The sequence below is a fragment of the Megalodesulfovibrio paquesii genome, assembly GCF_054653055.1.
This window is the reverse complement of sequence record NZ_BAAIGQ010000005.1, coordinates 182,063-206,836: the sequence shown is the minus strand read 5'-3', so window position 1 is coordinate 206,836 and position 24,774 is coordinate 182,063. Positions and strand designations below refer to the sequence as shown.

The window sequence follows — 24,774 nt, the reverse complement described above, 5'->3', positions numbered from 1 at the left end:
TATGACGCAGCGTCCTGACACCTGCCTTTCCCCCTTCTCCCGCCCGCTGCAATGGGCGCTTGCGGTGGTGTTTTGTCTGGTGCTGCTGGTGCCGGGCCTGACCCAGCTGACCGGCCTGGAGCTGCAATCCGGCGATTTCGAGCAGCGCTTCAAGGCCGAGGCGCCGGGGATGCCCACCACCATGAAGGAGCTGTCCCGGTTCCCCAAACAGTTCGACCGCTGGTATGCCGACCACTTTGGCCTGCGCAACCTCATGATCAAGAGCTATGTGCTGCTCAAATATCGTGTTTTGGGCGCCATTCAGGTCAACAAGGTGGTGTTTGGTCGCGATGGCTGGCTGTTTTTCACCCTGGCCGAACCCACGGCGGATCCCATCTCCTCCTACCGTGGCACCACGCTGCTGACGGAACCGCAGCTGGCCCTCATCGCTGCCGGCCTGAACGCCTGGGACGCTTGGTGCCGGGAACGGGGGATTGTCTTTGCCCTGTTCATTGCGCCGAACAAGGCCATGATTTTTCCCGAGCAATTGCCCCCCAGCATTGTCCCGGTGGATCGCCCGAACCGCATGGCGCAATTCCTGGAATACCTCTCCAGGCATACCACGGCCCTGGTGGTGGATCCCACCGCTGCCCTCAAGGCCCGCAAGAACGAGTACATTTACTTTAAGACTGATACACACTGGACCAATGTGGGGGCGCTCCACGCCATGGAACATCTGCGCCAGCGTGTGGTTGACCGCCTGCAGACTGAAACGGGCGCAAGCTGGGCCCCCCTGGAACTGGGCAACTACAACATGACATCCACGACCACTCCGGGTGGTGATCTGGCGAACATGATCATCATGACCGAGGAAATGCCGGAGTACCACGAGTTCCTGGCTCCCCTGGTGGACCGGAACGCCACGGCTGCCGCCGAAGGCCGGCAGCGTCCGCGGGCCATTCTGTACGGCGACTCCTTTTCCAAATTCCTGCCCCAATATCTGGCCCAGGACTTTGAGTATGTGGAAACCGCCACCTACGCCGCCCTGGATCCGGATTATATCGAGGCCAACAAACCGGCTCTCCTGGTGCTGGAAATTGTGGAGCGCAACCTCCCGCTGCTGCCGAATCTCCTGAACAACCTGCCTAACGAGCTCATGCCTCAGGCTCCAAACAAGTAGAAAAATCACAATAAAAGGCAACCATCTCGTTGCCTAGACGGGTGGCACCGTGTATAATTGGGACATACCCTGACCCTTTGCATACACGCCAGGTGGACCATGAGCACGACGCTGCCGGCTTTTGCTGCTGCCAGTCTGACCCTGCAGGCCGCCCCCGGAAGGCATGATGTGCTTGACGCAGGGGGCAAGGTCTGGCAACGCTTTAACAAAGCTGTACCGTGCGTGGGAAATTCCGAGCCTCTGAGGTCTTTCCCCCATCAACGGACCTCCGCTGCGACACCGCCAACCCTGTGCCAGGCTCCACATCGGGCTCCATGGCCCCCTGGGGATATGCCGGTCAATAGAGTAGAATCATGGCAGACGTACACTCAGCAGCCCGGCACCTTGCCCAGTTTCGCACCGTGAAGGACCAACCATACGACGAAGTTGCGGTGGTGGAGATCTCTCCGCACTGCATTCTGCCCGCCACCACTGGCGGCTTTTCTGTCATGCTGCGGCATCAGGACCGCATGCTCTTGTACTGCCGGCGCGGCGAGCAGTTCACTCCTGCGCATCGAGACCGTCTGGCGGCTCTGGGCATCAACAAGCTGTATATTCATGCCCATGAGCGCAAGTTTTACGAGGACTATCTCCATCGCAATCTTTCCAAACTGCTGGATGACGACGGGATTCCCGAGGAAGACCGCGCCCGGCTCTGGGGCCAGTCCGCCGCCGGCCTGGTGAAGGACATCTACCAGGAACGTCTTTCCCGTTCCCTGGCGGAAAAGCGCTTCTCCCGCGTGGAGAACCTGGTGCAGACCACCACGGATTTTCTCAAGCATCCCGAAGCCCTCAAAAGCATTGCCGCCTACGTGGCCCGCGGGTACACGGAATACCATCACAGTCTTGGCGTGATGGTGTTCACCCTCAGTCTGGCCCAGACCTATGAACAGTTTGACGATGACACCCTGACCCGCCTGGGTCTGGGCGCCATCTTCCATGATATCGGCAAGATCCGCCTGCCGCAGTACATCTTTGCCAAACGCCCGGCGGACCGCACCCCTCAGGAAACCGCCATGGCCAACAGCCACCCGACCCTGGGCGTGGTAGTGGCCGGCGCGCTGCCCCTGCACCAGCTGACCATCCAGTGCATCCTGTTCCACCACGAGATGGAAAATGGCCAGGGCTACCCCTCCGGCATTACCGGCGAGGACATCCCCCTGCCCGTGAAGATTCTTTCCCTCTGCAATGTTTACGAAAATCTCACCCGCGCCACGGCCGAGGGCCCGGCCAAGACTCCCTTTGAGGCCCTGAGCTGGCTCAAGGAGCGGCGCGACCGGTTTGATGTGGACGTCATCCGCAGGCTGATCATGGTCCTGTCCAAGGCGGATATCGCCTGACGCAGCGCCGTCCGGTGCTGTTTTTTGCATCGGGCACTGGATAAATTTTTCTTCGCAGGCTATGCTTCCGGGAACTTCCCCGTCCGGCGTCTGTTGGCCCGTTGTGGCCTCCCTGGGCGCGTTGCGGGCGAAGGCGTTATTTTCCCTTATCCGAACAGGAGCATGACCCATGCAAGAGATTTCCGGCGGCGTCACCTTTCTTGGCAATCCCCTCACCCTGGTTGGCACGCCCGTGACCGTTGGCATGAAAGCCCCGGCCTTCACCGTGCTGGACAACGACCTCAATCCCGTGACGCTGGCCGACTATGCCGGCAAACCGTTCATCCTCTCCACCGTCCCCTCCCTGGACACCCCCGTCTGCGACATGGAAACCCGCCGCTTCAACCAGGAAGCCGGCGCCCTGGGCGAGGTGAGCGTGCTTACCGTGTCCATGGACCTGCCCTTTGCCCAGAAGCGCTGGTGTGCCGCGGCAGGCATTGCCCAGGTCAAGACCCTTTCCGACCATCGCGACGGCTCCCTGGGGCTGGCTTACGGGCTGCTCATCAAGGAGCTGCGCCTGCTGGCCCGCGCGGTCATGGTGGTGAATGCCGAAGGCATCATCACGTACTATGAGCTGGTCAAGGAAGTGACCCAGGAGCCGGACTACGCCGCCGCCCTGGCTGCGGCCAAGGCCCTGTAGTTCCCCGTTTCCGGACGGTGCTTGACAATTGCGTGACGGACCGCGACAACGGCGCGGTCCGTCATTGTCCGTTTTTTCACACCAAGGAGCAGCCCATGGCCTCTCTTCGCCGTCTTGCCGTTCTCGCCGCACTGTGCCTGTGCCTCGCCGCGACCACGGCCCAGGCCCAGCCCAACCTGGCCAAAAAGGACAAGATCCGCGTGGCCTTTTCCCTCCTGGACACCATCAACGACCAGGGCTGGACCACCGCGCATTACAAGGGCATTGAGGAAATGAAACAGGTGATGGGCGACAAGGTGGAAATTGCCTACACCGAAAAGCTCTTCTCCCCGGCCGACGCCGAACGCGTCATCCGCAAGTATGCCGAAGAAGGCTACGACATCATCTTCGCCACCACCTTCGGGCACATGGACCCGGCCCTGAATGTGGCCAAGGACTTTCCCAATACCGTGTTCGAACACTGCTCCGGCTACAAGACCGCTCCGAACATGGGCAACTATTTCGCTCGCATGGAGCAGGCAGAATACCTCGCCGGCTACATGGCCGGCCTGATGGGCTACAAGAACGTCGGCACCGTGGCCACCCAGCCCATCCCCGAACCCATCCGCGGCATCAACGCCTTTACCATCGGCCTCCTCAAGGGCCTGAAGGAACGCGGCGAGACGCCCCCGGCCACGCCCGTGACCGTGGCCTGGCTCAAGTCCTGGCGCGATCCCATCAATGAAACCACCCTGGCCGAAACCCTGGTGGCCAAAAAGCACGACCTCATCCGTCAGATGGCCGACACCCCGGACAGCGCCGCCGCGGCCTGTGCCGCCGGCGTGCCCGCCATCGGCTACGGCGCCGATGTTGCCGAGTCCGGCGTGGATTGCGCCCTGGTCTCCACCCTCTGGAACTGGGGGCCCATCTACGTGAAAAAGGTGCAGCAGGTGCTGGACGGTACCTGGAAGGCCGAGGAGTACTTCGGCGGCTTCAAGGAAGGGGATATCAAGCTTTCCGCCTTCCACGCCAGCGTGCCCAAAGACGTGCAGGACAAGGTCCTGGCCGAAATGGCCAGGCTCCAAAAGGGCGAGGACACCATCTTCGCCGGCCCCCTGGTGGACACCGAAGGCGTGGAGCGCATCCCCGCCGGCAAGGTCGCCACGGACAAGGAACTCCTGACCATGGACTGGCTGGTCAAGGGCGTGGCCGGCAGCATCCCGAAGTAAGAGAGACAAGCGGATGAAGCGGGGGAACCCAGTTCCCCCGCGCCCCCATTGGACAGGATAACACGGGAAACGAGGCATCCATGGACGTGCTGCACAGTCGGGAGACCGGCGAAAAATACAGGCTGGAAGTGCCCGGACTTGGCTATGCCGTGGAGCTGCCTCAGGTGGTGGTTGGCGGCAAGGCCGGCGTGCGTATCGCCTCGCTGAACCTCGTGGGGCAGATTCGCCTGAACCGCGACCTCGGCCGGCTCATGGCCGACAGAATCCGGACCGAGGTGGGTGCTCTGGACGGCGTTGTCTTCGTCTGCGTGGTGGAAAAGGCCCTGCAGCTGGCCCAGACCACGGCCGAGGCCCTGGGGGTGGACGAAATGGCCGTGGCCTACAACCGCATCAAGCCGCACATGGAAGCCGGCGTGCGGCCGGTGATTCAGATGGCCGTGGAATCCGTGACCTCTGGCGGCAAGTTCCTGGCCATGTATGAGCGGGACATGCGGCTCCTGGCCACCGCCAGCAAGGGGTTGGTGATTCTCGATGACGTTGTCTCCAGCGGCGGCACGCTCCTGGGGTTGTGCGATCTGCTGGACGAAGTCATGCGCCAGCTGGACCAGCCCATGCCGCCCCTGCTTGGCGTCTTCTGCGCCGCCCAGGAAGGCACGCCCTCCGTAGCCCTTCCCGCGCCTGTGCATGCCCTGGCCGTGCTCCCGCCACCGGTTCCCTTGCGCTAAACCCTGCCGTGCCCGGTATGCCCACCCCCGCCGCCCCGCTCTTCGCCACGCGGGACCTGTCCAAACGCTTTGGCAAGGTCCTGGCCAATCAGCACATTTCCCTGGAGATCCACGCCGGCCGCATCCATGCCCTGCTGGGCGAGAACGGCGCCGGCAAGTCCACGCTCATGTCCATGCTGGCCGGCCGCACCCGGCCGGACAAAGGGACCATCCTGCACCAGGGCCGCCCCGTGGCTTTTGCCTCCCCGGCCCAGGCCATCGCCCTGGGCGTGGGCATGGTGTACCAGCGGCTCATGCTCGTGGCGCCTTTCACCGTGGCCGAAAATCTGGCCCTCTCACTGCCGCGCCTGTCTGTGGCCGCCGCAGCGGCCCTGACCCGCGAGCTTGCGGCCCGCTACGGACTCCAGGTCGATCCCCAGGCCCGCATCGCGGACCTGTCCATGGGCGAGCGGCAACGGGTGGAAATCCTGAAGCTCCTGGCCCGCGACGCCAGCCTGCTCATCCTCGACGAACCCACGGCCGTGCTGACCCCGGCGGAAAGCGAACGGCTCTTCGCCACACTCAAGGCCCTGGCAGCCGAAGGCCGTGCGGTCATCGTCATCACCCACAAACTTGAAGAAGTCCTGGCCCATGCGGACGAGATTTCCGTGCTCCGCCGCGGCCGGCTGGTGGCCACGGGCATTGCGCCCTCCCAGGTCACCAATCGTGGCGAGCTGGCCCGGCTGATGGTTGGTCGCGAGGTGGTCCTGAGCGTTCCCGGCCTGGGCGACGACGACGAATCCACCGCCGACTCCTCCCGCCCGCCCCTGGGCGAGGAGGTCCTGCGGCTGGAGCACGCCACAGGCAACGGCTTTGCCGACGTCTCCCTGCGTCTGCGGCGCGGCGAGATCCTGGCTGTGGTCGGCGTGGCCGGCAATGGGCAGGAGCGGCTGGCGGCCTGTCTGGCCGGCCTGGAGCGGTTTGGTGCGGGGAGCGTGGCCGTGTGCGGCATGGCCGGTCCGGCCCGGGACTATCGCCCGCCCCGCAATGTACTGGCCTATGTTCCCGAAGACCGGCACCACGTGGGCAGCGTGGCCCCCCTGCAGCTGACGGAAAACTGCCTGCTGACCAGGGATACCGAATTTATCCGCAAATCAGGACTGTTGCGACTTCTTGGCTGGCTGAACCGCCCGGCTGCCCGCAAGGCCACGGCCCGGCTCATCGCCGAGCGGCAGATCGCCGCGCCTTCCCCCGAGGCCCTGGCCGGCTCTTTGTCTGGCGGCAATCTGCAGAAGCTCATTCTTGGCCGGGAGCTGGGCCGGCATCCGCGGCTCTTGCTGGTCGAACAACCCACCCAGGGCCTGGACGTGCAGGCCACCCGTGCCGTCTGGCAGGCCCTGCTCCAGGCCCGCGCCGAGGCCGGCGTGCTTCTGGTGACCGGCGATCTCAAGGAAGCCCTCTCCCTGGCGGACCGCGTGGCCGTGTTCTTCCGCGGGCGGGTCATGGACGTGCTTTCTTTGCAGAATCGACAGGGCGAGGAAGGCCTGCACCGCATCGGCCTGCTCATGGCCGGGGCACACGCCGCTGCCGGAGCCAGCGCATGACCGGTCAGGAACGCCGGCTCGCCGGCCTGCTCTCCCTGGCCGCCGCCGTGGCCGTGACCGTGGCGCTGGGGTCTGTGGTCTTTGCCCTGTGCGGACAATCACCGCTGGAGGCCTGGGGGCACATGGCGCAGGGAGCCTTCGGATCCTGGAACGCCGTGGCGGAATGGCTGGTCAAGGCCACCCCCCTGATGCTCACCGGCCTGGCCGTGGCCTGGGCGGTGCAGATGCAGCTCTGGAACATCGGCGCCGAAGGGCAGCTGGTGGCTGGCGGAATCTGCGCGGCGGGCGCGGCGCTTTTTCTGCTGCCGGGCGCGCCGGCCTGGCTGCTGGCCCCCGCGGCCATGCTGGCGGGCATGCTCGGCGGCGCACTGTGGGCACTTGGGCCTGCCCTGCTGCGGGCCCGGGTCGGGACCAGCGAAATCCTCACCACCCTGCTGCTGAACTACGTGGCCATCCTGTGCATGGAGTATTTGTATTACGACCCCTGGCGCGATCCGGCGGGCATGGGCTTTCCCGGCACGGCCATGCTGCCCGCGGCTGCGCTGTTGCCGCGGCTGGGAGCCTCGCGGCTGCATCCGGGGTTTGTCCTGGCGCTGCTGCTGCCGCTGGCAGCCTGGGTGCTGCTGTTCCGCACCCGCTGGGGCTACCGCGTGCGGGTGACCGGCCTGGGTCCCCTGGCCGCGGCCTATGCCGGCTTTGCCCCGCGCGGCCGGCTGGTGCTGGTGCTCCTGGGATCCGGCGCCCTGGCCGGGCTGGCCGGCGCGGGCGAGGTCTGCGGCCTGCACGGCCGGCTGCAGGACGGTCTGGCTGTGGGACTGGGATACGAGGGCATCGTGGCCGCCTGTCTGGCCCGTCGTCATCCCCTGGGCGTCCCGCCTGCGGCCCTGGCCCTGGCCTTTCTGGCCGTGGGCGGGGACCAGCTCCAGTCCGGTCTGGGCCTGCCGGCTTCCATCGGCATTGTCCTTGAGTCCATGCTCCTGCTGGCCTTCCTGGCTGCGGAGTCCTGCATCACCCCGGCCGCATTGCAACGCTGGAGGCTGCGTCATGCTTGAAGATGCCGTGGTCATTGGGCAGATTGCGGTCAAATCTTCCGCCGCGGTCATGCTGGCCGCCGGGGGCGAGGTGCTGTGCGAACGCAGCGGGGTGATCAACCTCGGGCTTGAAGGCATGATGCTCTGCGGCGCGCTGGCTGGATTCGTGGTCGGCTACGAAACCAGATCCGTCCTCCTGGCCTGCGGTGCGGCCATGGCGGCCGGGGGCCTGCTCGCCGGGCTGCACGCCGCCTTGACCATCGGGCTCCGGGCGCATCAGGTGCTCTGCGGCCTGGCCCTGACACTTCTGGGCACCGGCCTGGCGACCTTCCTGGGCCGGGGCTATCTGGGCCTGCGCGGGGTGCGGCTGGGCCTGCTGCCCGTGCCCGGTCTGGCGGACATTCCCGTGCTGGGCGACGTGTTCTTCCGCCAAAACGCCCTGGTGTATGCGGCGGCGGTGGTGGCTGTGGCCCTGTGGTGGCTGCTGTTCCACACCCGGCTGGGCCTGCGTATCCGGGCCGTGGGCGAGGATGCCGCGGCAGCGGATGCAGCCGGCGTGCCCGTGGCGCGGCTCCGGGCCGGGTGCGTGGTGGCCGGCGGCATGCTGGCCGGCCTGGGGGGAGCCTATCTGAGTCTGGCCTACACGCCGGGCTGGAAGGAAGGCATGACCGGCGGGCAGGGCTGGATCGCCGTGGCCATGGTCATTTTTTCCGGGTGGCGGCCCCTGGCTGCGGCGGCTGGAGCCCTGCTGTTCGGGGGGTTGACGGCCCTGCAGTTTCAGGCCCAGGTGAGCGGGCAGCTCTTCGGCATTCCGGACATCTCCCCGAGCTTTTTGCGCATGCTGCCGTACCTGCTGACCATTGCCGTGCTGGCCACCTCGGGCGCACTACCCGGCCTGCGCAAACGGGCAGGCGCGCCGGGGGATCTGGGCCGCCCCTTCTCCCGCGAAGGCTGAGTATTTTTAGTGTGATACAATTTCCCGGGGGAAAACCTTTCTTCAGAAAGGTTTTCCCCCGAACCCCCTTTCAAAAGACTTTTTATGGTTCTTTAAAACGATAAAAGTTTTGGAAGGAGATAGGCTCCCTTCTTGTGCGGGCCATTCTCAACAGTACATTGCTCTGGCCGCTCCGCGTTAATTCACGTGACCCAGCTTTCTTTTGCTGGGATCAATCTTGTCTGGAATGGCCTCATTCTGTCGTTTGAGCTGGGATTCCGGATCAAACGGCTGGATACGGACCTTGTCCTTGGTGATGGGCGAGAAGCGTTTTGCGTAGTCTTCCTGAGCTTTGGATTTGTCCGCCGCATGTCCAGCAGCGGGCATCCCGGCAAGGAACAGAGTGAACACCAGCGCCACCGCAGTGGATACCAGCCGTTGCGACATAGTCCGTCTCCTTTATTACAGTACGCTCTTCCCTTACAACAGTCTTCCGGAACTGGCAACGTGTTCCCGCATGCGCGTCGGCACGATCCCTGCTTACTGCTCCACATCGGCAAGTTCTGCCCGCCCGCGCTTCGACGGGCCTGCGACGGTACTGCCGCCCAAGGAGCCTGCAACATGATGAGTTCAATGTATATCGGCGCCACCGGGATGAAGACCTACTCCGCCGGGATGAAGGTCACCGGGAACAACATCGCCAACGTCAACACCACCGCCTTCAAGAACGCGCAGATCCGCTATTCGGATCTGATCAGCTCCAATCTCGCCTCATCCACCACCAGCGCCAGCGTGGGCGTGCCGCAGACCGGGCACGGCGTGGGGGTGCAGGACGTGGTGACCATGTTCAACCAGGGCTCGTTCGAAACCACCAACTCGGCCACGGATGTCGCCATTGCCGGCCAGGGGTTCTTTGCCGTGCGTGACCAGGTGAATAATGACATCTACTACACCCGGGCCGGCAATTTCGTCTTCAACCGGGATGGGTATCTGGTGGATACCAACGGCTACGCCGTGCGCGGCAAGGCGTACAACGCCGACGGCACAGTCTCCGACGTAACCACGGATATCCGCCTCTGGACCGACGCCGAGGCCATCCCCACCCTGGCCGCCCGGAGCACCAGCGCCATCAGTCTCTACAGCAACCTGGATCGAGACCTCCTTGACGATGCCAGCGCCCCCACCCTGGCCTCCATGCTGGCGGATTACAATGGCCTCTCCGACGACGAACCCCTCACCAGCTCCCAGTACTCCCACGCGGATTCCATCTCCGTCTACGACTCCTCCGGTGAAAAGCATACCCTGACTGTGTACTACTCCAAGGTGGGCAAGGATGCGAGCACCGGCGAAAGCATTTACGGCTACATCGTCACCATTCCACCCGAGGAAGATGGCTCCTCCCTGGCCGGCACCTCCTCCGCGGGCATTCTCATGTCCGGCACCATGACCTTCAGCACCTCCGGCCAGCTCGTGGGGCAGACAGCCTATACCTATTCCGGCTCCGGGGATCCGTCGGATCTCACCTCCTGGAGCCTGGCCTCCCTGAGCGCCGGCTCCGGCCCCAGCGTCACGGCCACCTTCTCGAACGGCGCCACCATGACCACGAGCATCGACTTTGGCCTGAGCAGCACCACCGGCACCTGGAATGGCACTTCCACCCTGGCCGACGCCGCCGCCGGCAACGTGCTCTCCTCCTTTGAATACGAGCGTGACGACGCCTTCACCACCGCCTACTCCGGATCGTCCTACAACAACTATCAGGCTCAGGACGGCTACCCCGAAGGCTCCCTCACCAACGTGGGCTTTGCCGAGGACGGCACCCTCTACGGCATCTACTCCAACGGAGAAACCGCCGACCTATACCGCTTGTCCTTGTATGATTTCACCAACAAGTACGGCTTGCAGCGCGAGGGGAACAACCTTTATTCCGCCGGGGATGCTGCCGGGGAAATCCTGGAAGGCTATGCCGGAGACGACCACTTCGGCAGTGTGTCCGGCAAATCCCTGGAACTCTCCAACGTGGACCTGGCCACGGAATTCGTGACCATGATCACCACACAGCGCGGGTTTCAGGCCAATTCCAAAATCGTCACCACCACGGACAGCCTGCTGCAAACCGCCATCACCATGAAGAAATAACGCTGACCGTGCCTGCGCTGTTGCACTGCGGGGGAATCCTTACGATAAGGATTCTCCCGCAGCTCGTTTTTGGCCGCAGGCCCTAGCCAGCCATGGCAAAAGCAGGTAGCATTGGCGAATGAGCATTCGCCCTTCGCTTTTGTCGGCCCTGTGCACAGTGGTGCTGCTGTGCAGCACGGCGGTTGTGACCAACGCGGCAGACATCGCCCCCTTGCCTGTGCAGGATTTTCACCTGGAAGGGCCGGCGACAGACGCTTCCATGGAATTCTCCAGCCTCAGCTGGTGGGAAGATCGGCTGGTGCTCCTGCCCCAGTATCCCGAGCGGGCCGGCGGGCTGTTTTTCATCAAAAAATCCTCCCTGCTCGAACGGCTGGCCCCGGATGGCGCCCTGCAGGCCCCGGTCATCCCTGTGCCGTGGAGCTTTGCCGATGGCGGGCTTGCCAAGAGCATCCCGGGCTACGAAGGCTACGAGGCCATCGCCTTTGATGGCGACACCGTTTACGCGGCCATTGAGGCCCGGCACCAAAAACGTATGGTGGGCTGGCTGGTTCGCGGCAAGGTGGACCGCGCCGCCAACCGGATCATCATGGACCCGGTCTCCAAAGTCCGGCTGGATCCGCCCGCCCAGCTGCGCAATATGGCCTTCGAGGCGCTCCTCGTGCGCGAACACAAGGTGTACGCCTTTTTCGAGGCCAACGGCCGCAATGTGAATCCCCGCGCGCAGGTGCTGGTTTTTTCGCCTGCACTCGTCCTGGAGGAGCGCATTGGCTTTCCTGCCCTGGAATACCGGTTCACGGATGTCACCGCTCCCGACGAGGATGGCGGTTTCTATGGCCTGAACTTTTTCTGGACTGGCGAGGCGGCATTGCTCAGGCCGGCTTCCGAAACACCCGGACAGCCCGCCAACAACGCCACCACCGTGGAACGCCTCCTGCCCTTGCGTTTTTCGGAGAATGGCATAGAGAAAAACGGTCCGGATCTGCCACTGGCCAGGGGGCTCCTGCCCTCGAACTGGGAAGGCATTGCGCGGCTGGAGGCACCGGAACTGGGCCTGCATGGCGTCATGATCGTCACCGACAAATACCCGGCCACCCGCCTCGGGTTCGTGGCATTGCCCACGGCGCCCTAGGACGGCCGGCAGCAAGAAAGGAAGCTGCGCATGGGCAAGAAGCTGCTCATCATCGAGGACGAGCTGCACATCCGCACCCTGCAGGAACAGGCACTGGAAGATCTGGCAGACGAATTTGCCGTGGAAATCCTCACTGCCGCCGATGGAGAGGCAGGCCTGGACCTGATCCGTTCCGAGCGGCCGCAGGTGGTGTTTCTGGACATCATGATGCCCAAGATGAACGGCTATGAAGTCTGCACCGCCGTGAAGAACGATCCTGCGCTCAAGGATACTGTGGTGGTGCTGCTCACGGCCAAGGGCCAGGAAGCGGACAAGAAGAAGGGGCTGGAAATCGGCGCGTACGATTACATGACCAAGCCCTTCGACCCCGACGAGGTTGTGGAGCTGGCCAAGGAACTCCTGCAGATTGTGGACTGACTGCATGCCGGACGCCCCCCGCTCTCCCAGCACGTTGCTGGCCATGGCCGGCCTCTCGCCCATTCCTGCCGGCATTGCCCACAGCGCCGTGGTGCTGGTGGATTATCAGCAGGAATACGTGGATGGCGCACTGCCCCTGGTGGGCATTGCCGCGGCGCTGGAGCAGGCACGGGCGTTGCTGTTGCGGGCCCGCCAGCTGGGCGCGCCGATCATTCACGTGGTCCATGCCGGTGCGCCGGGCGGGCCTTTTGATCGCAGTGCGCCCAGGGGGCAGATTGTGGCCTGCCTGCAGCCCGCGCCGGGTGAGCTGGTTCTGGAGAAAAAGCTGCCCAACAGTTTTGCCGGCACGCCCCTGGCCGCCGCCCTGGCGGAGACCGGGCGCAAGGCCTGGATTCTGGCTGGCTGCATGACGCACATGTGCCTCTCGGCCACGGCGCGGGCGGCCCTGGATCTGGCCCTGCCCTGCGGTCTGCCGGCCATCCCTGCTGCCGCCTGTGTCACGCGCGACCTTCCAGATCCTCTGTCAGATCCTTTGCCAGCCGCCCAGGGGGGTCCAGGGATCATTCCCGCTGCCGTGCTGCACCGCGCAGCCCTGGCGGCCCTGGCCGACCGCTTTGCCCGCGTGGTGCCAGACGTCCAGGCCTTGCCGGACGCGTAGCCCCTGCAGACGTCCGGGCCCTGCCGACGAATACATCCCCCCGACGGACGCCTCCTGCGGCCCCTGGAGTTGCACCGGAGGCCGTCTGCTCGTTGGGGAGATCCCCTCCTGTGTCCGCACAATTCCTGTCGCCGAATCTTCATCGATTTGTCACACCCTGCTCCCCCCTGCGCCAAGGCATTCTGTGGTACAGCGTGGCCTTGTTTCGGCAAGCAACGGTTGGTCCCTTCCGCCACACATGCTGCCAAACAGGCTGTCAGGCAGGCCGTCATATCAGGCCGCCTGCCCACACATCTGGCCACGCCGCCAGCACAGGAGCTGCCCCATGCGTCTCGCCAAGTATTTCGGCAACCGTCTTCGCTATGTCCGCGGGCACATCCCCTCGGGCCAGAAGCCGGCCTCCCTGGAGGCCTTCATCGCCCCGGAACACTGGCGACATCTGCATGACCTGTACCGGCAGCGGAATCTTGGCCTCATTACCGTGGATGTGGCCAACTATTACACCCTCTCCACCCCCGAGGACGAGCACATCGGCGTGGAGCTGGTGCATCTGCTGGAGCGTGACGCCCTGGCCGCTTTCCCGGGGTTTCTGCCCCAGGCCGCGCTGCTGTTCTCGGGCCGGGTGGGCTTTTCCTCCTTTGTGCTCTTCTTTGACATTCCGCCGGATATCGTTGGCCTGGCCAATGCGGCCCACATGTTCCGCATGCAGTCCCGGGAGCGCCTGGCCATGAAGCTGCCTCCCCGTGTGGCCGCGGCCAGCGACATTCACGTGGGCTATGCCTATGTGGACAAGAACGTGGCCGGGGATATGGACGGCGTGCTCCTGCGGGCCTTTCTCCACGCCCGCCGGCTCGGGGCCCGGCCCAGGGACGTGGCCTCCCCGCCATTACATAAGGAATTCCAGTGCATTCTGGAACGCGGCAAGGTGGCCACGCTGTATCAACCCATTGTGGATTTCGAATCCGGCCAGGTCATGGGCTGGGAGGCCTTTTCCCGCGGACCGGAGAATACCTTTTTCTCCTCGCCGCAGATGCTCTTCCAGCTGGCCAAGGAATCCGGCGCCACCTTCAAGCTGGAAAAGCTCTGCCGGGAAAAAGCCCTCACCGGCCTGGGAACTGTGGGCCCCAATCAGAGGCTCTTCCTGAACAACCACTCCGACGAGATCGCCGACCCGAACTTCACGCCCGGCCTGCTGCTTGAGGAAATCGAAGCCTACGGGCTCAAGCCCCACAACATCGTCCTGGAGTTCGCCGAACGCCAGGGCTTCAAGGACATGAACCTCTTTTTCCGGGATATCGAACGCTTCCGGGCCAAGGGATTCGCCATCGCCATAGACGACGTGGGCTCCGGAGACTCCAGCCTGCGCAACATCACCCTCATCCGTCCGGATTTCATCAAGTTCGATATTTCCCTGGTGGAAGGCATCGATACCAACCCCTACCACCGCAGCATGGTGGAAACCCTGCTTTTCATGGCCCAGCGCATCGGGGCGCGGACCATTGCCGTGGGTATTGAAACCGAAACGGCCCTGAGCTCCCTCGTGTCCATGGGCGTGAATGCCGGCCAGGGCAACTGCCTGGGTGCGCCCGGCTACAAGCCCGCCACCCCCGGCGTGGCCATTCCCCGAAAAACCGGCTTTACCCAGCAGGACGGCCAGTCCTGGAAATGCTCCACCCCCATCCGCGAGCTGGTTCTGCCCTGCCCGACCACGAGCGAGTCCAAAACCGTCCGCGAAATCAAGGAATTGCTGGCCGACAAACCAGCCCAGACCAGTGTGGTGGTGGTCCGCGATGGCCGCCCCTGCGGCCTGCTCATGCAGTACAATACCGACCGCCACCTCTCCACCCAGTTTGGCATGTCCTTGTACTACAACCGGGAGGCAGCCCGGATCATGGACCCCGCGCCCCTGGTGGTGGAGGGTGACCAGCCCCTGGAAGACGTGGCCGCCCTGGCCATGATCCGGGAATCCACCAAGGTGTATGATGACATCGTTGTGGTGGACAAAGGCAAGCTCCTGGGCGTGGTTTCGGTGCAGCGCATGCTCGACCAGCTGACCCAGACCCAGGTGGAGCTGGCCAAGGGCGCCAACCCCCTCTCCGGCCTGCCAGGCAACGTCTCCATCGAGCGCGAGATCGAACGCCGCCTCAAGCATTGCGTCCCCACGGCCATGGCCTACATCGACCTGGACAATTTCAAGGTGTACAACGACGTCTACGGCTTCGAGCGCGGGGACCGCATCATCCTGCTCACGGCCGAGCTCCTGCGCGAGAGCGCCAAACTCCACGGCGCGGAGGACGATTTTCTGGGCCACATCGGCGGGGATGATTTCCTGATCATGTGCCATCCCGAGCGGGTGGAGGCCATCTGCGACCACGTGATGCACCAGTATGCCCAGCGCTCCAGGGAACTCTATTCCCCCGAAGACGCTGCCCGCGGCTTCATCATTGGCAAGGGCCGGGACGGCCAGCTGGGCCAGTTCCCGCTGACCTCCCTGTCCATCGCCGTCATCGATTGCCCCATGGACGCCTGTTTCAGCATGGAATTGCTCTCAAACCGCACAGCCACGGTCAAAAAACAGGCCAAGGGAATGGAAGGCAATTCCCTGGTCCGGCAGCCCCTGGTGGCAGAAGGGGCGCCGGCTTCCGCAGCGGCCTGATCCGCCCTGCCCCTCGCAGCGACTTGACAGCGCCGAAAAAGTGTGTCGTTCTTGGTACCCTGAGGGCAAAACGGCTGCCGGCAAGCTGGCCTTTTCCCTACATCTGGGGTAGCATGCCCGGCACGACGTCTTCTCCACAGCGCCCCGGTTCGAGTCCGGCCGCCGCTTCGACCGCAGCCCAGTCCCACGCCGTAAAGCAGACTGGCGCAGCAAGGACAGGCTCCATGACGGAACACGATAGCTCTCCCAAATACGATATCCTGGCCGAGCTGTTGGGCGGCGGCGACCCCACCGCCGACACCGCTGCCGACCCCTCGGCCGGGGAAGCTGACGATCTGGCCCCGCTGCTGTATCGGGACAAAAGCGAAGTGGGCAAACCCCAGTACCGGTCCTTCCGGCTGAGTGACCTGGACGACTCTCCTGGCCAGTATGCCCGCAATATCCTGCTGGAACTGACCGACCCCGATACCGAAGAGCAGTTCCGCTCCTTCCGCCTGGCAGTGCCGGCCAACAAGAAAAAGGCCACGGTCTACTTCCCCCCAAAGCTGCACAACAGACTCAAATCCGCAAAACACCACATTAAAAAGCTGGTGCCAGACGAGTACAAGAGCCAGGTGTCCATGTCGGACATTGTGGCCATCTCCCTGCGTATCGCCCTCAGGGAGTTCGAGATGAAGGGGGAATCGAGCCTCATGCTCAAGCTCATCACCAAACATCTGAGCAAGCAGGGCTGAGATGGAAATCATCTGCCCCAGCTGCCGCACCCGGCAGCAGGTGGATACCTCGCAGCTCCCCCCGGGCCCGGCCACCTTGCCCTGCAAGCGTTGCGGCCAGCGGTTCTCCCTGGGCAGCGCCCGCTCCATCGCCGTGATGATCTCCAAGGGTGGCGTGGGGAAAACCACCACCGCCGTGCATCTGGCCCATGGGCTGGCCATCAACAATTTCAAGACCCTGCTCATCGATTGCGATACCCAGGGCCAGGCCGCCTTCATGCTCGGCATCAAGCCGAACGATGGGCTGACCAACCTCATCCTGGGCGAGACCACGCCGGATCAGGCCATGCTCAAGGCCCGGGACAACCTCTGGCTGCTCAGCGGCGGCAAGTCCCTGGCCAAGATCAAACGCCACATCACCCGCCAGGACTACGCCGGCGAAACCACCCTGGCCGAGGCTCTCAAGCCCATTGAACGCGCCTTCCAGTTCATCATCCTGGACACTTCCCCCAGCTGGGACGCCCTGACCGTCAACGTGCTCTTCTATGCGCGGGAGCTCCTGGCCCCTGTTTCCCTGGAAGTCATGTCCATTCAGGGCCTTGCGGAGTTTCTGCGCAATTTTGCCGCCCTGCGCAAACACAATCAGGGCGTGGTCCTCAAGTACCTGCTGCCCATGTTCCTGGCCAAGCCCAACAAGAACTCCCAGGCCATTCTGGAAAGCCTGGAAAAATTTTACGGCAAGTACCTCTGCACGCCCATCCGGCATTCGCCACGCCTGGCCGAAGCGCCGGCCTACGGCATGACCGTGTATGAATACGCCCCCACGGACAAGGTGGTGGAGGATTTTCGGGATCTCCTCAAGGACGTCCTGCATCGTGACGATATCTGATCGCCCGCCGTGCGCCTCTCCTCCTGCCCTGCCGTGCTGCAGCCCCCCACCGCAAGCCGCTTCAGATACAATACCATGACACACCACTCCGCCACTGTTTCCCTGGGGCGCGGCACGCCGCCCCTGCAGCTGTCCCCTGTTCGCGTGGAAGGCCGCCATCCTGACGGCACCCCCCGCCTGCTGCGCCTGGATGACTGCCAATCCCTGGACACCCCGCTTGGCCAGCTCGTTCCGCGCTTTTCCGACGATTCCGGAGACCCCGAAACCCGTCGCCCGCCGCGGCCGGCCATCGAGCTGTATCCTAACGGCGTGCTCAAGGCCCTTTCCCTGGAAGCGCAAACGCCTGTGGCCACCTCACTGGGCCTTCTCCCGGCCGAGCGGCTGCTCTTTCATCCCGATGGCAGCCTGCGCCGGCTCTTCCCCCAGGATGGCAAGCTGAGCGCCTACCGTTCCTGGCAGGACGAAAAGGCCCTGGCCCCGGTGTTGCGTCTGGATCTGCCGCCAGATCCCAATGTCCTGGACGCCGGCCGCCGCGTGCTGGAAGCCCGCTGCATCAGCCTGCTATTCTTCCCCTCCGGGGCGCTGCAAAGCGTTTCTCTCTGGACGGAGGAAACCGTGCGCTGGCCCACGCCCGTGGGGCCCATCCCCGCGCGCATCGGTCTGGCCTTTCACGAAAACGGCGCCCTGGCCTCCCTGGAACCGGCCCGGCCCGTGGAGATTCTCTCTCCCCTTGGCCCGGTCACGGTGTTTGATCCGGATCCCGAGGGAGTGAGCGGGGATGTGAATTCCCTGGCCTTTGCACCCGATGGCCGCCTGGAACGCCTGACCACCGCCAGCCACATGCTCCGCGCCACCGCCGGCTCGGAAAAGCACATCGCCCCCTCGCGCCAGCTCTCCCTGTGTTCGGAAAACGAGGAGTGGATCACCCTGCCCCTGACGGTCTGTTTTCGCGGGGACACGGTGCTGGCCGGGCTGGGCTCCCCTGGCGCCTCCGGAGTGCTGCCCCCGGCAACAGTGGAATTCTCCATCAAGGCCGACCAGCCCGAAACCGCCCCGGCCCCAGGCCTGCCCCAGCCCCTGCTCCTGGGCGGCATGCTGACCGCCAGCTGCCAGGGCCGATAGACGCCGCAATAACGAACGCGGGGGGCTGTCTTCTCGGTAGAAAGACAGCCTCCCGCAACTTCCCGAACCACGCAGGCCGGGCAGGGGAAGCCCGCGCCACGGGCTTCCCCTGCCCGGCGCAATCGTGGTTACTGCATTGCGGCCAGCACGTCGCGGGCCCAGTTTTCGGCGTCACCCGAGTCGGGCTCGCCGTCGATTTTCAGATTGCCGACGATGATGTTCGCGCCCAGCTCCGCGGCTTTCTGCTCAATGGCGTCCACGGCGCCGCAGAAATAGGTGTACGAAGAGTCGCCGCAGCCAAAGACGCCGACCTTCTTGCCCTTGAGCCCTGCGCTTTCCAGATCTTCATACAGGGGGATGAAATCCTCCTGCAGCTCGACTTCGTCATCGCCCCAAGTGGAGCACCCAAAGAGCAGCACGTCGTACCCCTCGGCCAGGCCGGAAGGCTGGACGTCGGCCGCACTTTTGACCTCGGCCTGCACGCCGTTTGCGTTCAAGGTTTTGGCGATGGCTTCCGCCACGCTTTCGGTGTTGCCAGTGGTGGAACCGTACACGATCAGGGCCTTGGACATCGGAACCTCCTCAAAGGGGTGAAACGTTCTGTCCGGGCCTTATCTGAAATTGAAAATCGTTGTCAACAGCATGCTGGCAAAAAACGCGGCCCGGGGTCCGCGTTTTCCTGTCGGTTGGCTACAGAAGCCAGGTGCGGGCGATGGACTGGGCCTGCTCGTGGGGCAGGCGCTGCTTGATGGCGCAGGCCAGTTCCAGGGAGCAGGCAGCCTTGCGGCGGGCATCGGCCATGATGGCCGCCTGATGCACCTTGAGCCGCTTGCGCAGGAAGGGGCCATCAAACCCGTCGATCACCAGGGTCAGCCCCTGATGGAAAAAGATGGAATGCAGGTGCGGCAAAAACTGGCGCATGGCCATTTTGCCTTCCCGACGGCACCAGGCCACGTGGAACAGCAGGGCCACCATGAGTTTGTCGTCCTTTTGGCGGTGGTCCACGGAAAAATAGTGGGCCTTGGCCTCCCAGTTGGGCGTGCCGGCCAGGGCCACCAGCTGCTGGGCCAGGGAAAAGGCCTTCTCTTCCTCAATGGGGACCACAGGATACTGGGCAGACATCTTGGCCACGGTCTTGCGCGGATTCTCGGCCGTCACCATGTCCAGCAGGGCCACGCGCATGAGCTGCAGGCGGCGGGCAGCGGCGTCCAGGAGCAGTTCCACCCTGGCCTGCCCCAGGCGGCGCAGGTCCGGCGTTTCCAGCTCGCTCATGAGCAGCTCCAGCAGAAAGCGCGAGAGCGGCTCCGCGGTCAGCTGGCTTTCCTCCTGCAGCTGGCGTTGGCCGTTCCTCAGTTTCCGGTGCGGCTCCAGGCTCTTGTGCAGGGAGACCCAGTAATGGACAATCCCGTCCAGTGGCATGTTCAACAGATCAAGGTCCTGGCGTCCGCCAGGGCTGGCCTGGGAGCCGGCCTGGGTGCCGGCTTGGGGTTCCGAAGGAACGGTCATGGGCGGCGTCCTCTCGATTGCTTGGGGCGGCGGGGGCGCGCGAGAGCCAACCTCGTCACCGGGTCAGGCATCCGCCTGGATGCGAATACCGGGTTTTCCGGCCAGCCAGAGTTGCAATACCAACAGGGTCCAGAGGCCCTTGCGATGATCCTTGCGACCAGAGACATGCTCGTCCAGCAACAGGCGAACGTCCGCCGGGTCGAAGATCCCCTGTTCGCGCAACCGGCGTTCGTGCAGGAGTTCCTCCAGAAGCGGTCGCAGCCGGCCCCGCAGCCAGGCGGCCGTGGGAATCAAAAACCCGCGCTTGGGACGGTGCAGGATATCATGGGGCAGCATGCCGGCCATGGCCTGCTTGAGCAGGTACTTGCGCGTGGCCCCGCGCAGCTTGAAGGACACGGGCAGGCGGAAGCAGAACTCCGCCAGATCCCGATCCAGAAACGGCGCCCGGGCCTCCAGGCCATGCAGCATGGTGCAGCGGTCCACCTTCACCAGAATGTAGTCCAGCATGTACTGCCGGGCGAAGAGATGAAAAACCCTGGCCATGGGTGGCCAGTCCGGCAGGGCCTCCCAGATGGCTTTGGTGGGGGCGAAGAGCCGCTCGCGCTCCAGAAAATCATGCGGCTTGACCCACAAGGCGCGCTGGGCCTCGGGGGTGAGGGCCGTGAGCATGCGCTGGGTGCGCAGCCAGGCCGGGGCCTCGGCAGCAGCCAGGAAGGTCTGGGCCACGTGGCGGGGGTTCACGTACCCGGCCGAGCCGGGCAGGAACCGGCTGGCCGCCACGGCCGCCCGCCTGAGCCCGCGCGGCAGCCGCTCCCAGAGCTGTGTGGCCTTGAAACCAGGAAAATACTCATACCCCGCCAGCAGCTCATCCGGCCCGTCGCCCCCCAGAGCCACGGTGACCTGCCGCCGGGTGATCTGGGAGAGCAGATAGGTGGGCACAATGGACGGATCGGCCATGGGCTCGTCAAAGCCGGCCACCACCTGAGGCAGGAGGTCGGCGCAGGTTTCGGCCGAGAGCATTTCCAGCTGATGGTCCGTGCCCACCTGCGCGGCGATGCGGCCGGCGTAGGCCGATTCGTCGTAGCTGGCCTCGGTAAAGCCGATGGAAAAGGTCTTGATGCCCGGCGCCAGCTGCCCGGCCATGGCCGCCACGGAGGACGAATCCACCCCGCCGGAGAGGAACACCCCCACGGGCACATCGGCCACCAGGCGGCGCTGCACGGCCTGGCGCAACAACCGGCGCAGTTCCTCGCACAGGGCCGGTTCGTCCGCCCGGCCAAAGCCTTTGGCCCCCTCGGGCCGGGGCATGGGCGTTTCCCAGTACCGCTCCACCAGCAGCGTGCCGTCCTGGTGCATCTCCAGAAAATGGGCCGGCGGGAGCTTGCGGGCCTCGGCATAGATGCTCTCGGGCGTGGGCACGTATTCATAGGCCAGGAACCGGGCCAGGGTGGAAGCCCGGATGGAGAACTGGATGGAGCATGCCGCGCCCAGCCGGGCCGCCGCGGCCTCCAGGCCCGACAACTCCGACGCAAAAAGGAAGACGCCCTGCTGGATGGTGTAGAAAAACGGCTTTTTGCCGAAGCGGTCCCGTGCGGCAAAGAGCGCCCGGCGCTCCGCGTCCCAAAGGGCAAAGGCGAACATGCCTTCCAGCCGGTCCAGGCAGGCGGCGCCCCACTCCTGATAGGCCTGCAGCAGGACTTCCGTATCCGAACGGGTCTTGAACCGCCGGCCCCGGGCCTCCAGTTCGGCGCGGATCTCGCGGTAGTTGTAGATCTCGCCGTTAAAGGTGATCACCACGGCGCCGTCTTCGGAAGCCATGGGCTGGGCGCCGGTGGAAAGGTCAATGATGGCCAGCCGGCAATGGGCAAAGGCCGCGGGCAGGCCCACATGATGCCCCCGGCCATCCGGACCGCGATGGGCGATGGCGGCGGCCATGGCGTCCAGCACCTCGCGGGCCTGCGTGTCCGTGACGGGAGGGGCGTTGTCGAGCAGGAGAAAACCGGCGATGCCGCACACGGTGGGATGATCCTTGGGAAGCAGGATGGAAATGCGGCATCCTACTGGATTGGCACCAATAGAGCAAGCGGGGGAATTACAGCAGGTTGACGTGCGGCCTGCCCAACACGCCGCCAGAATACCGCACCCGCGATATGGTTGCCCCGACGCGGCACCGCTGCTACAGTCCGCCATCATCACATACCAAAGAAAGCGAGACCCCATGCCCGCAGATACCGCCAGTTCCCTGCAGTGGCTCTTTGAGCACAGCCGGGAAACCGCCCGATTCTCCACCGCCCTGGAACTCCTGGCCTGGGACCAGCGCACCATGCTGGCCCCGGCTGGCCACGACTGGCGCGCCGAACAGCTGGCCGCCCTGGTGGCCCTCATCCAGGCCCGGCACCAGGACCCGGCCCGAGGTGAACGCCTGGCCGCGCTCGAAGCCACCGACGGCCTGCCCCCGGAATACGCCGCTGCCGTGTTTCACTGGCGCAGGGAATTTGACCGCGCCGTCAACGTGCCCGAAGCACTCTCCCGCGCCCTGATCATCGCTACCACCAAGGCGGAAATGACTTGGCAGGACGCCCGCCCCACCAGCAACTGGGCCGCCCTGGCCCCGCTGCTGGAAGAGGTGATCCGTCTGAAAAAGGAACAGGCCGCCTGCCTGGCCGGCCCAGGGCAGACCGCCTACGACGTTCTCCTGGACGAATTTGAACCCGGGGAAACCGCCGCGCGGCTCGCCCCGTTTTTTGATGAGCTGGCCGCAGGCCTCCGGCCGATTCTGGACGCCATCCTGGGCAGCCCTCGCCGCGCCGAACCCGGCTCCCTGAACGGGCACTATCCTGTCCCGGCCCAGCATGAACTGAACCGCCTGGTCTGTGAAGCGGTGGGCTTTTCCTTTGATGCCGGCCGACTGGACATTTCTGCCCATCCCTTCTCCTGCGCCCCGGGCCCGCGGGACCACCGCATCACCACCCGCCATTGCGAGACGAATTTCCTGGAATCCCTCTACGGCGTCCTGCACGAGGCCGGGCATTCCCTGTACATGATCGGCCTGCCGGAAGCGTTCTGGGGAACCCCCATGGGGAGCTACATTTCCCTGGGCGTGCACGAATCCCAGTCCAGACTCTGGGAAAACATGGTCGGCCGCAGCCTGGGTTTCTGCCGCTGGCTCGCCCCCCAGGCCAGGAGCTTCCTGCCCAACCTGGAGCATCTCAGCCCGGACAAACTCTGGCGGGCGGTCAATGCCGTCTCCCCCAGCCTGATCCGCACCGAGGCCGACGAAGTCACCTATTGCCTGCACGTCATCCTGCGTTTCCGCCTGGAAACCGCCCTCATGGACGGCCGGCTGGAGGTTCGCGACCTGCCCGAGGCCTGGGATGCCGGCATGGAGGAACTCCTGGGCATCCGCCCGGACAGTCACAAAAACGGCGTCATGCAGGACATGCACTGGCCCGCCGGGGCCATCGGCTACTTCCCCACCTACGCCCTGGGCACCATGTACGCCGCCCAGCTGTACGCCGCGGCCAGTGATGAACTGGGCGGCGAGCACGCCATGGATGCCCGCATGGCTGCCGGCGAGTTCTCCCCCCTGCGCAACTGGCTCCAGGATCGCGTTCATCGCCATGGCATGCTTTACATGCCGCGGGAACTTGTCCGCCAGGCCACTGGCAGCGAGCCGTCCCCGCAGTACCTGCTGGAGCACCTGCGCCGCCGGCATCAGGATCTACACGGTATTTAAAACAATTCGGGGGGATATCTTTCCAAAAAAGATGTCCCCCCTGCCTTCCTGCCCATGCGCGCGGCAGAATGCGTTGTTGCATTGCTCAGCCTTTCTGCCGCACCGTGCCCTGGCTGAGGATCACCCCGCCAAAAACCACCCCGCAGGCCACCAGCTGCTGCAGGCTCAGCCGCTCCCCCAGCAGCAGCCAGGCCAGGAGCAGCGAGACCGCCGGGATGGCATTCACAAACGCCGAGGCCTGGCTGGCCGGCAGCCGGCTCATGCCGAAGTTGTAGCAGCCGTAGGCCCCGATGGTCACGATGGAACCAAGATACAGCACCGAGAGCGTCGGCAACAATTCCAGGTGCTGCGGCCAGTCCACAAAGGGCAGGGTCGGCAGATAAAAGAGCGTGCCCACGGCAGCCTGAATGGCCGTCAGCAACCAGGGCGAGTAGCGCGCCGAGAGCTTCTTGAGCAGCAGCATATAGCCCGTGGCGCAAACCATGGCCAGGAACTCCAGGAAGTTGCCGAGCATGGGATTCGGCGCGGCCTCCTGTACCGTGGACGCCAATGACAACCACACCACCCCGCACACAGCCAGGATGAACCCGGCCCAGATGCGCGGGGAGGGCCGCTCGCCCAGCCAGGCCGCCGCCGCGCCGGCCACCATCACCGGCAGCATGGCCGTGACCATCCCGGCCTGGGCGGCGGAGGTGTGTTTGAGGGCATAGGCTTCAAACACAAAATAGAGCCCCGGTTCGCACAGGCCCATGAGCAGCATGGGTTTCCAATCCCCGGCGCGGTATTCCGCCCGCATGAACCGCCGGGCAAAGAGCGCAAACAGCAGCGTGGCCAGCAGCATGCGGCAGAAGATCACCAGGAGCGGATGAAACGTGCCCACGGCCACCTTCATGGCGATGAAGCTCGACCCCCAGAGCACCATGGCCAGGCTCAGGGCCAGGATGGCGGCAAGATGCGAAGAGGGCGCGGCCGGCCGCGGCGCGGTGGGCATGGAGGACTCCTTGGAGCAGGAAAAGAATCGACCACTACCCCGCCCCCAGCCCGAAGTAAAGCGACTGCCTGTGCCAGCGGACTGCAACTCGCCATTGCATCCCGTGCATTCTTCCGCTAT

At 64.6% G+C, this 24,774-nt stretch carries 22 protein-coding genes; 17 read left to right on the top strand and 5 right to left on the bottom strand.

What is annotated here, in order from left to right; translation table 11 throughout:
• The first annotated feature begins 1 nt into the window (after position 1).
• From ACYQ00_RS07440 to ACYQ00_RS07405, 8 genes are all read left to right on the top strand, one after another.
• A complete protein-coding gene (locus ACYQ00_RS07440; protein ID WP_460031504.1) occupies positions 2–1,159 on the top strand; it encodes an alginate O-acetyltransferase AlgX-related protein in 1,158 nt (385 codons plus the stop codon).
• Positions 1,160–1,512: 353 nt separating this feature from the next.
• Positions 1,513–2,538, top strand: coding sequence for an HD-GYP domain-containing protein (locus ACYQ00_RS07435; RefSeq protein ID WP_460031503.1), 1,026 nt, complete (start codon positions 1,513–1,515; stop codon positions 2,536–2,538).
• A 169-nt stretch (positions 2,539–2,707) separates the two neighbouring features.
• Positions 2,708–3,217, top strand: coding sequence for a thiol peroxidase (tpx, locus tag ACYQ00_RS07430; RefSeq protein WP_460031502.1), 510 nt, complete (start codon positions 2,708–2,710; stop codon positions 3,215–3,217).
• Positions 3,218–3,312: 95 nt separating this feature from the next.
• Positions 3,313–4,425: a BMP family ABC transporter substrate-binding protein gene (locus ACYQ00_RS07425; RefSeq protein ID WP_460031501.1), complete on the top strand. Its 1,113-nt coding sequence runs from the start codon at positions 3,313–3,315 to the stop codon at positions 4,423–4,425.
• A gap of 80 nt (positions 4,426–4,505) precedes the next feature.
• Positions 4,506–5,150, top strand: a complete 645-nt coding sequence (locus ACYQ00_RS07420; protein WP_460031500.1) for a phosphoribosyltransferase family protein — start codon at positions 4,506–4,508, stop codon at positions 5,148–5,150.
• Positions 5,151–5,167: 17 nt separating this feature from the next.
• Positions 5,168–6,733 carry an ABC transporter ATP-binding protein gene (locus ACYQ00_RS07415; RefSeq protein ID WP_460031499.1) on the top strand — a complete coding sequence of 522 codons (1,566 nt, stop codon included), beginning with the start codon at positions 5,168–5,170 and terminating at the stop codon, positions 6,731–6,733.
• Positions 6,730–7,785: an ABC transporter permease gene (locus ACYQ00_RS07410; protein WP_460031498.1), complete on the top strand. Its 1,056-nt coding sequence runs from the start codon at positions 6,730–6,732 to the stop codon at positions 7,783–7,785. The genes ACYQ00_RS07415 and ACYQ00_RS07410 overlap by 4 nt, the downstream gene beginning before the upstream one ends.
• Complete coding sequence (locus tag ACYQ00_RS07405) at positions 7,778–8,719, top strand: ABC transporter permease (protein ID WP_460031497.1); 942 nt, start codon at positions 7,778–7,780, stop codon at positions 8,717–8,719. Before ACYQ00_RS07410 ends, ACYQ00_RS07405 begins: the two co-directional genes overlap by 8 nt.
• 177 nt (positions 8,720–8,896) lie before the next feature.
• Here the strand turns inward: ACYQ00_RS07405 and ACYQ00_RS07400 are convergent, their stop codons facing one another.
• A complete protein-coding gene (locus ACYQ00_RS07400) occupies positions 8,897–9,145 on the bottom strand; it encodes a hypothetical protein (RefSeq protein ID WP_460031496.1) in 249 nt (82 codons plus the stop codon).
• A gap of 174 nt (positions 9,146–9,319) precedes the next feature.
• Between ACYQ00_RS07400 and ACYQ00_RS07395 the strand changes: the two genes are divergently transcribed.
• The 8 genes from ACYQ00_RS07395 to ACYQ00_RS07360 all read left to right on the top strand — a co-directional run bounded on the left by ACYQ00_RS07395 (position 9,320) and on the right by ACYQ00_RS07360 (position 18,421).
• A complete protein-coding gene (locus tag ACYQ00_RS07395) occupies positions 9,320–10,837 on the top strand; it encodes a flagellar hook protein FlgE (protein ID WP_460031495.1) in 1,518 nt (505 codons plus the stop codon).
• A 118-nt stretch (positions 10,838–10,955) separates the two neighbouring features.
• The gene (locus ACYQ00_RS07390) at positions 10,956–11,966 is read left to right on the top strand and encodes a hypothetical protein (RefSeq protein ID WP_460031494.1); all 1,011 of its coding nucleotides are present in this window, start codon (positions 10,956–10,958) and stop codon (positions 11,964–11,966) included.
• 30 nt (positions 11,967–11,996) lie between these two features.
• Positions 11,997–12,383, top strand: a complete 387-nt coding sequence (locus ACYQ00_RS07385) for a response regulator transcription factor (RefSeq protein ID WP_460031493.1) — start codon at positions 11,997–11,999, stop codon at positions 12,381–12,383.
• A 4-nt stretch (positions 12,384–12,387) separates the two neighbouring features.
• Positions 12,388–13,041: a cysteine hydrolase family protein gene (locus tag ACYQ00_RS07380; protein ID WP_460031492.1), complete on the top strand. Its 654-nt coding sequence runs from the start codon at positions 12,388–12,390 to the stop codon at positions 13,039–13,041.
• Positions 13,042–13,366: 325 nt separating this feature from the next.
• Positions 13,367–15,697, top strand: coding sequence for a GGDEF domain-containing protein (locus ACYQ00_RS07375; RefSeq protein WP_460031491.1), 2,331 nt, complete (start codon positions 13,367–13,369; stop codon positions 15,695–15,697).
• 224 nt (positions 15,698–15,921) lie between these two features.
• Positions 15,922–16,431 carry a hypothetical protein gene (locus ACYQ00_RS07370; RefSeq protein WP_460031490.1) on the top strand — a complete coding sequence of 170 codons (510 nt, stop codon included), beginning with the start codon at positions 15,922–15,924 and terminating at the stop codon, positions 16,429–16,431.
• A 1-nt stretch (position 16,432) separates the two neighbouring features.
• Complete coding sequence (locus tag ACYQ00_RS07365; protein WP_460031489.1) at positions 16,433–17,299, top strand: AAA family ATPase; 867 nt, start codon at positions 16,433–16,435, stop codon at positions 17,297–17,299.
• 75 nt (positions 17,300–17,374) lie between these two features.
• Entirely contained in the window at positions 17,375–18,421 is a 1,047-nt protein-coding gene (locus ACYQ00_RS07360) for a WD40 repeat domain-containing protein (RefSeq protein WP_460031488.1), read from the top strand.
• Positions 18,422–18,549: 128 nt separating this feature from the next.
• Here ACYQ00_RS07360 and ACYQ00_RS07355 read toward each other — a convergent pair whose 3' ends face one another.
• From ACYQ00_RS07355 to asnB, 3 genes are all read right to left on the bottom strand, one after another.
• On the bottom strand, positions 18,550–18,993 hold the full coding sequence (locus tag ACYQ00_RS07355; RefSeq protein ID WP_460031487.1) for a flavodoxin: 444 nt from the start codon (positions 18,991–18,993) through the stop codon (positions 18,550–18,552).
• 118 nt (positions 18,994–19,111) lie between these two features.
• Entirely contained in the window at positions 19,112–19,927 is an 816-nt protein-coding gene (locus ACYQ00_RS07350) for a hypothetical protein (RefSeq protein WP_460031486.1), read from the bottom strand.
• A 63-nt stretch (positions 19,928–19,990) separates the two neighbouring features.
• Positions 19,991–21,943, bottom strand: coding sequence for an asparagine synthase (glutamine-hydrolyzing) (gene asnB / locus ACYQ00_RS07345; protein ID WP_460031485.1), 1,953 nt, complete (start codon positions 21,941–21,943; stop codon positions 19,991–19,993).
• A 202-nt stretch (positions 21,944–22,145) separates the two neighbouring features.
• Between asnB and ACYQ00_RS07340 the strand changes: the two genes are divergently transcribed.
• The gene (locus ACYQ00_RS07340) at positions 22,146–23,663 is read left to right on the top strand and encodes a carboxypeptidase M32 (RefSeq protein ID WP_460031484.1); all 1,518 of its coding nucleotides are present in this window, start codon (positions 22,146–22,148) and stop codon (positions 23,661–23,663) included.
• Between the two features lie 85 nt (positions 23,664–23,748).
• Here the strand turns inward: ACYQ00_RS07340 and ACYQ00_RS07335 are convergent, their stop codons facing one another.
• Positions 23,749–24,654, bottom strand: a complete 906-nt coding sequence (locus ACYQ00_RS07335; protein WP_460031483.1) for a DMT family transporter — start codon at positions 24,652–24,654, stop codon at positions 23,749–23,751.
• Between the last annotated feature and the right edge of the window lie 120 nt (positions 24,655–24,774).

What these genes read in the sequence shown, in the direction of transcription:
- ACYQ00_RS07370 (WP_460031490.1), top strand. Translation starts at nt 15,922, where the DNA reads ATGACGGAACACGATAGCTCTCCCAAATACGATATCCTGGCCGAGCTG.
- ACYQ00_RS07400 (WP_460031496.1), bottom strand. Translation starts at nt 9,145, where the DNA reads ATGTCGCAACGGCTGGTATCCACTGCGGTGGCGCTGGTGTTCACTCTG.
- ACYQ00_RS07390 (WP_460031494.1), top strand. Translation starts at nt 10,956, where the DNA reads ATGAGCATTCGCCCTTCGCTTTTGTCGGCCCTGTGCACAGTGGTGCTG.
- ACYQ00_RS07335 (WP_460031483.1), bottom strand. Translation starts at nt 24,654, where the DNA reads ATGCCCACCGCGCCGCGGCCGGCCGCGCCCTCTTCGCATCTTGCCGCC.
- ACYQ00_RS07405 (WP_460031497.1), top strand. Translation starts at nt 7,778, where the DNA reads ATGCTTGAAGATGCCGTGGTCATTGGGCAGATTGCGGTCAAATCTTCC.
- ACYQ00_RS07410 (WP_460031498.1), top strand. Translation starts at nt 6,730, where the DNA reads ATGACCGGTCAGGAACGCCGGCTCGCCGGCCTGCTCTCCCTGGCCGCC.
- tpx (WP_460031502.1), top strand. Translation starts at nt 2,708, where the DNA reads ATGCAAGAGATTTCCGGCGGCGTCACCTTTCTTGGCAATCCCCTCACC.
- ACYQ00_RS07350 (WP_460031486.1), bottom strand. Translation starts at nt 19,927, where the DNA reads ATGACCGTTCCTTCGGAACCCCAAGCCGGCACCCAGGCCGGCTCCCAG.
- ACYQ00_RS07435 (WP_460031503.1), top strand. Translation starts at nt 1,513, where the DNA reads ATGGCAGACGTACACTCAGCAGCCCGGCACCTTGCCCAGTTTCGCACC.
- ACYQ00_RS07355 (WP_460031487.1), bottom strand. Translation starts at nt 18,993, where the DNA reads ATGTCCAAGGCCCTGATCGTGTACGGTTCCACCACTGGCAACACCGAA.
- ACYQ00_RS07365 (WP_460031489.1), top strand. Translation starts at nt 16,433, where the DNA reads ATGGAAATCATCTGCCCCAGCTGCCGCACCCGGCAGCAGGTGGATACC.
- ACYQ00_RS07395 (WP_460031495.1), top strand. Translation starts at nt 9,320, where the DNA reads ATGATGAGTTCAATGTATATCGGCGCCACCGGGATGAAGACCTACTCC.
- ACYQ00_RS07380 (WP_460031492.1), top strand. Translation starts at nt 12,388, where the DNA reads ATGCCGGACGCCCCCCGCTCTCCCAGCACGTTGCTGGCCATGGCCGGC.
- ACYQ00_RS07385 (WP_460031493.1), top strand. Translation starts at nt 11,997, where the DNA reads ATGGGCAAGAAGCTGCTCATCATCGAGGACGAGCTGCACATCCGCACC.
- ACYQ00_RS07340 (WP_460031484.1), top strand. Translation starts at nt 22,146, where the DNA reads ATGCCCGCAGATACCGCCAGTTCCCTGCAGTGGCTCTTTGAGCACAGC.
- ACYQ00_RS07375 (WP_460031491.1), top strand. Translation starts at nt 13,367, where the DNA reads ATGCGTCTCGCCAAGTATTTCGGCAACCGTCTTCGCTATGTCCGCGGG.
- ACYQ00_RS07415 (WP_460031499.1), top strand. Translation starts at nt 5,168, where the DNA reads ATGCCCACCCCCGCCGCCCCGCTCTTCGCCACGCGGGACCTGTCCAAA.
- ACYQ00_RS07425 (WP_460031501.1), top strand. Translation starts at nt 3,313, where the DNA reads ATGGCCTCTCTTCGCCGTCTTGCCGTTCTCGCCGCACTGTGCCTGTGC.
- ACYQ00_RS07440 (WP_460031504.1), top strand. Translation starts at nt 2, where the DNA reads ATGACGCAGCGTCCTGACACCTGCCTTTCCCCCTTCTCCCGCCCGCTG.
- ACYQ00_RS07360 (WP_460031488.1), top strand. Translation starts at nt 17,375, where the DNA reads ATGACACACCACTCCGCCACTGTTTCCCTGGGGCGCGGCACGCCGCCC.
- ACYQ00_RS07420 (WP_460031500.1), top strand. Translation starts at nt 4,506, where the DNA reads ATGGACGTGCTGCACAGTCGGGAGACCGGCGAAAAATACAGGCTGGAA.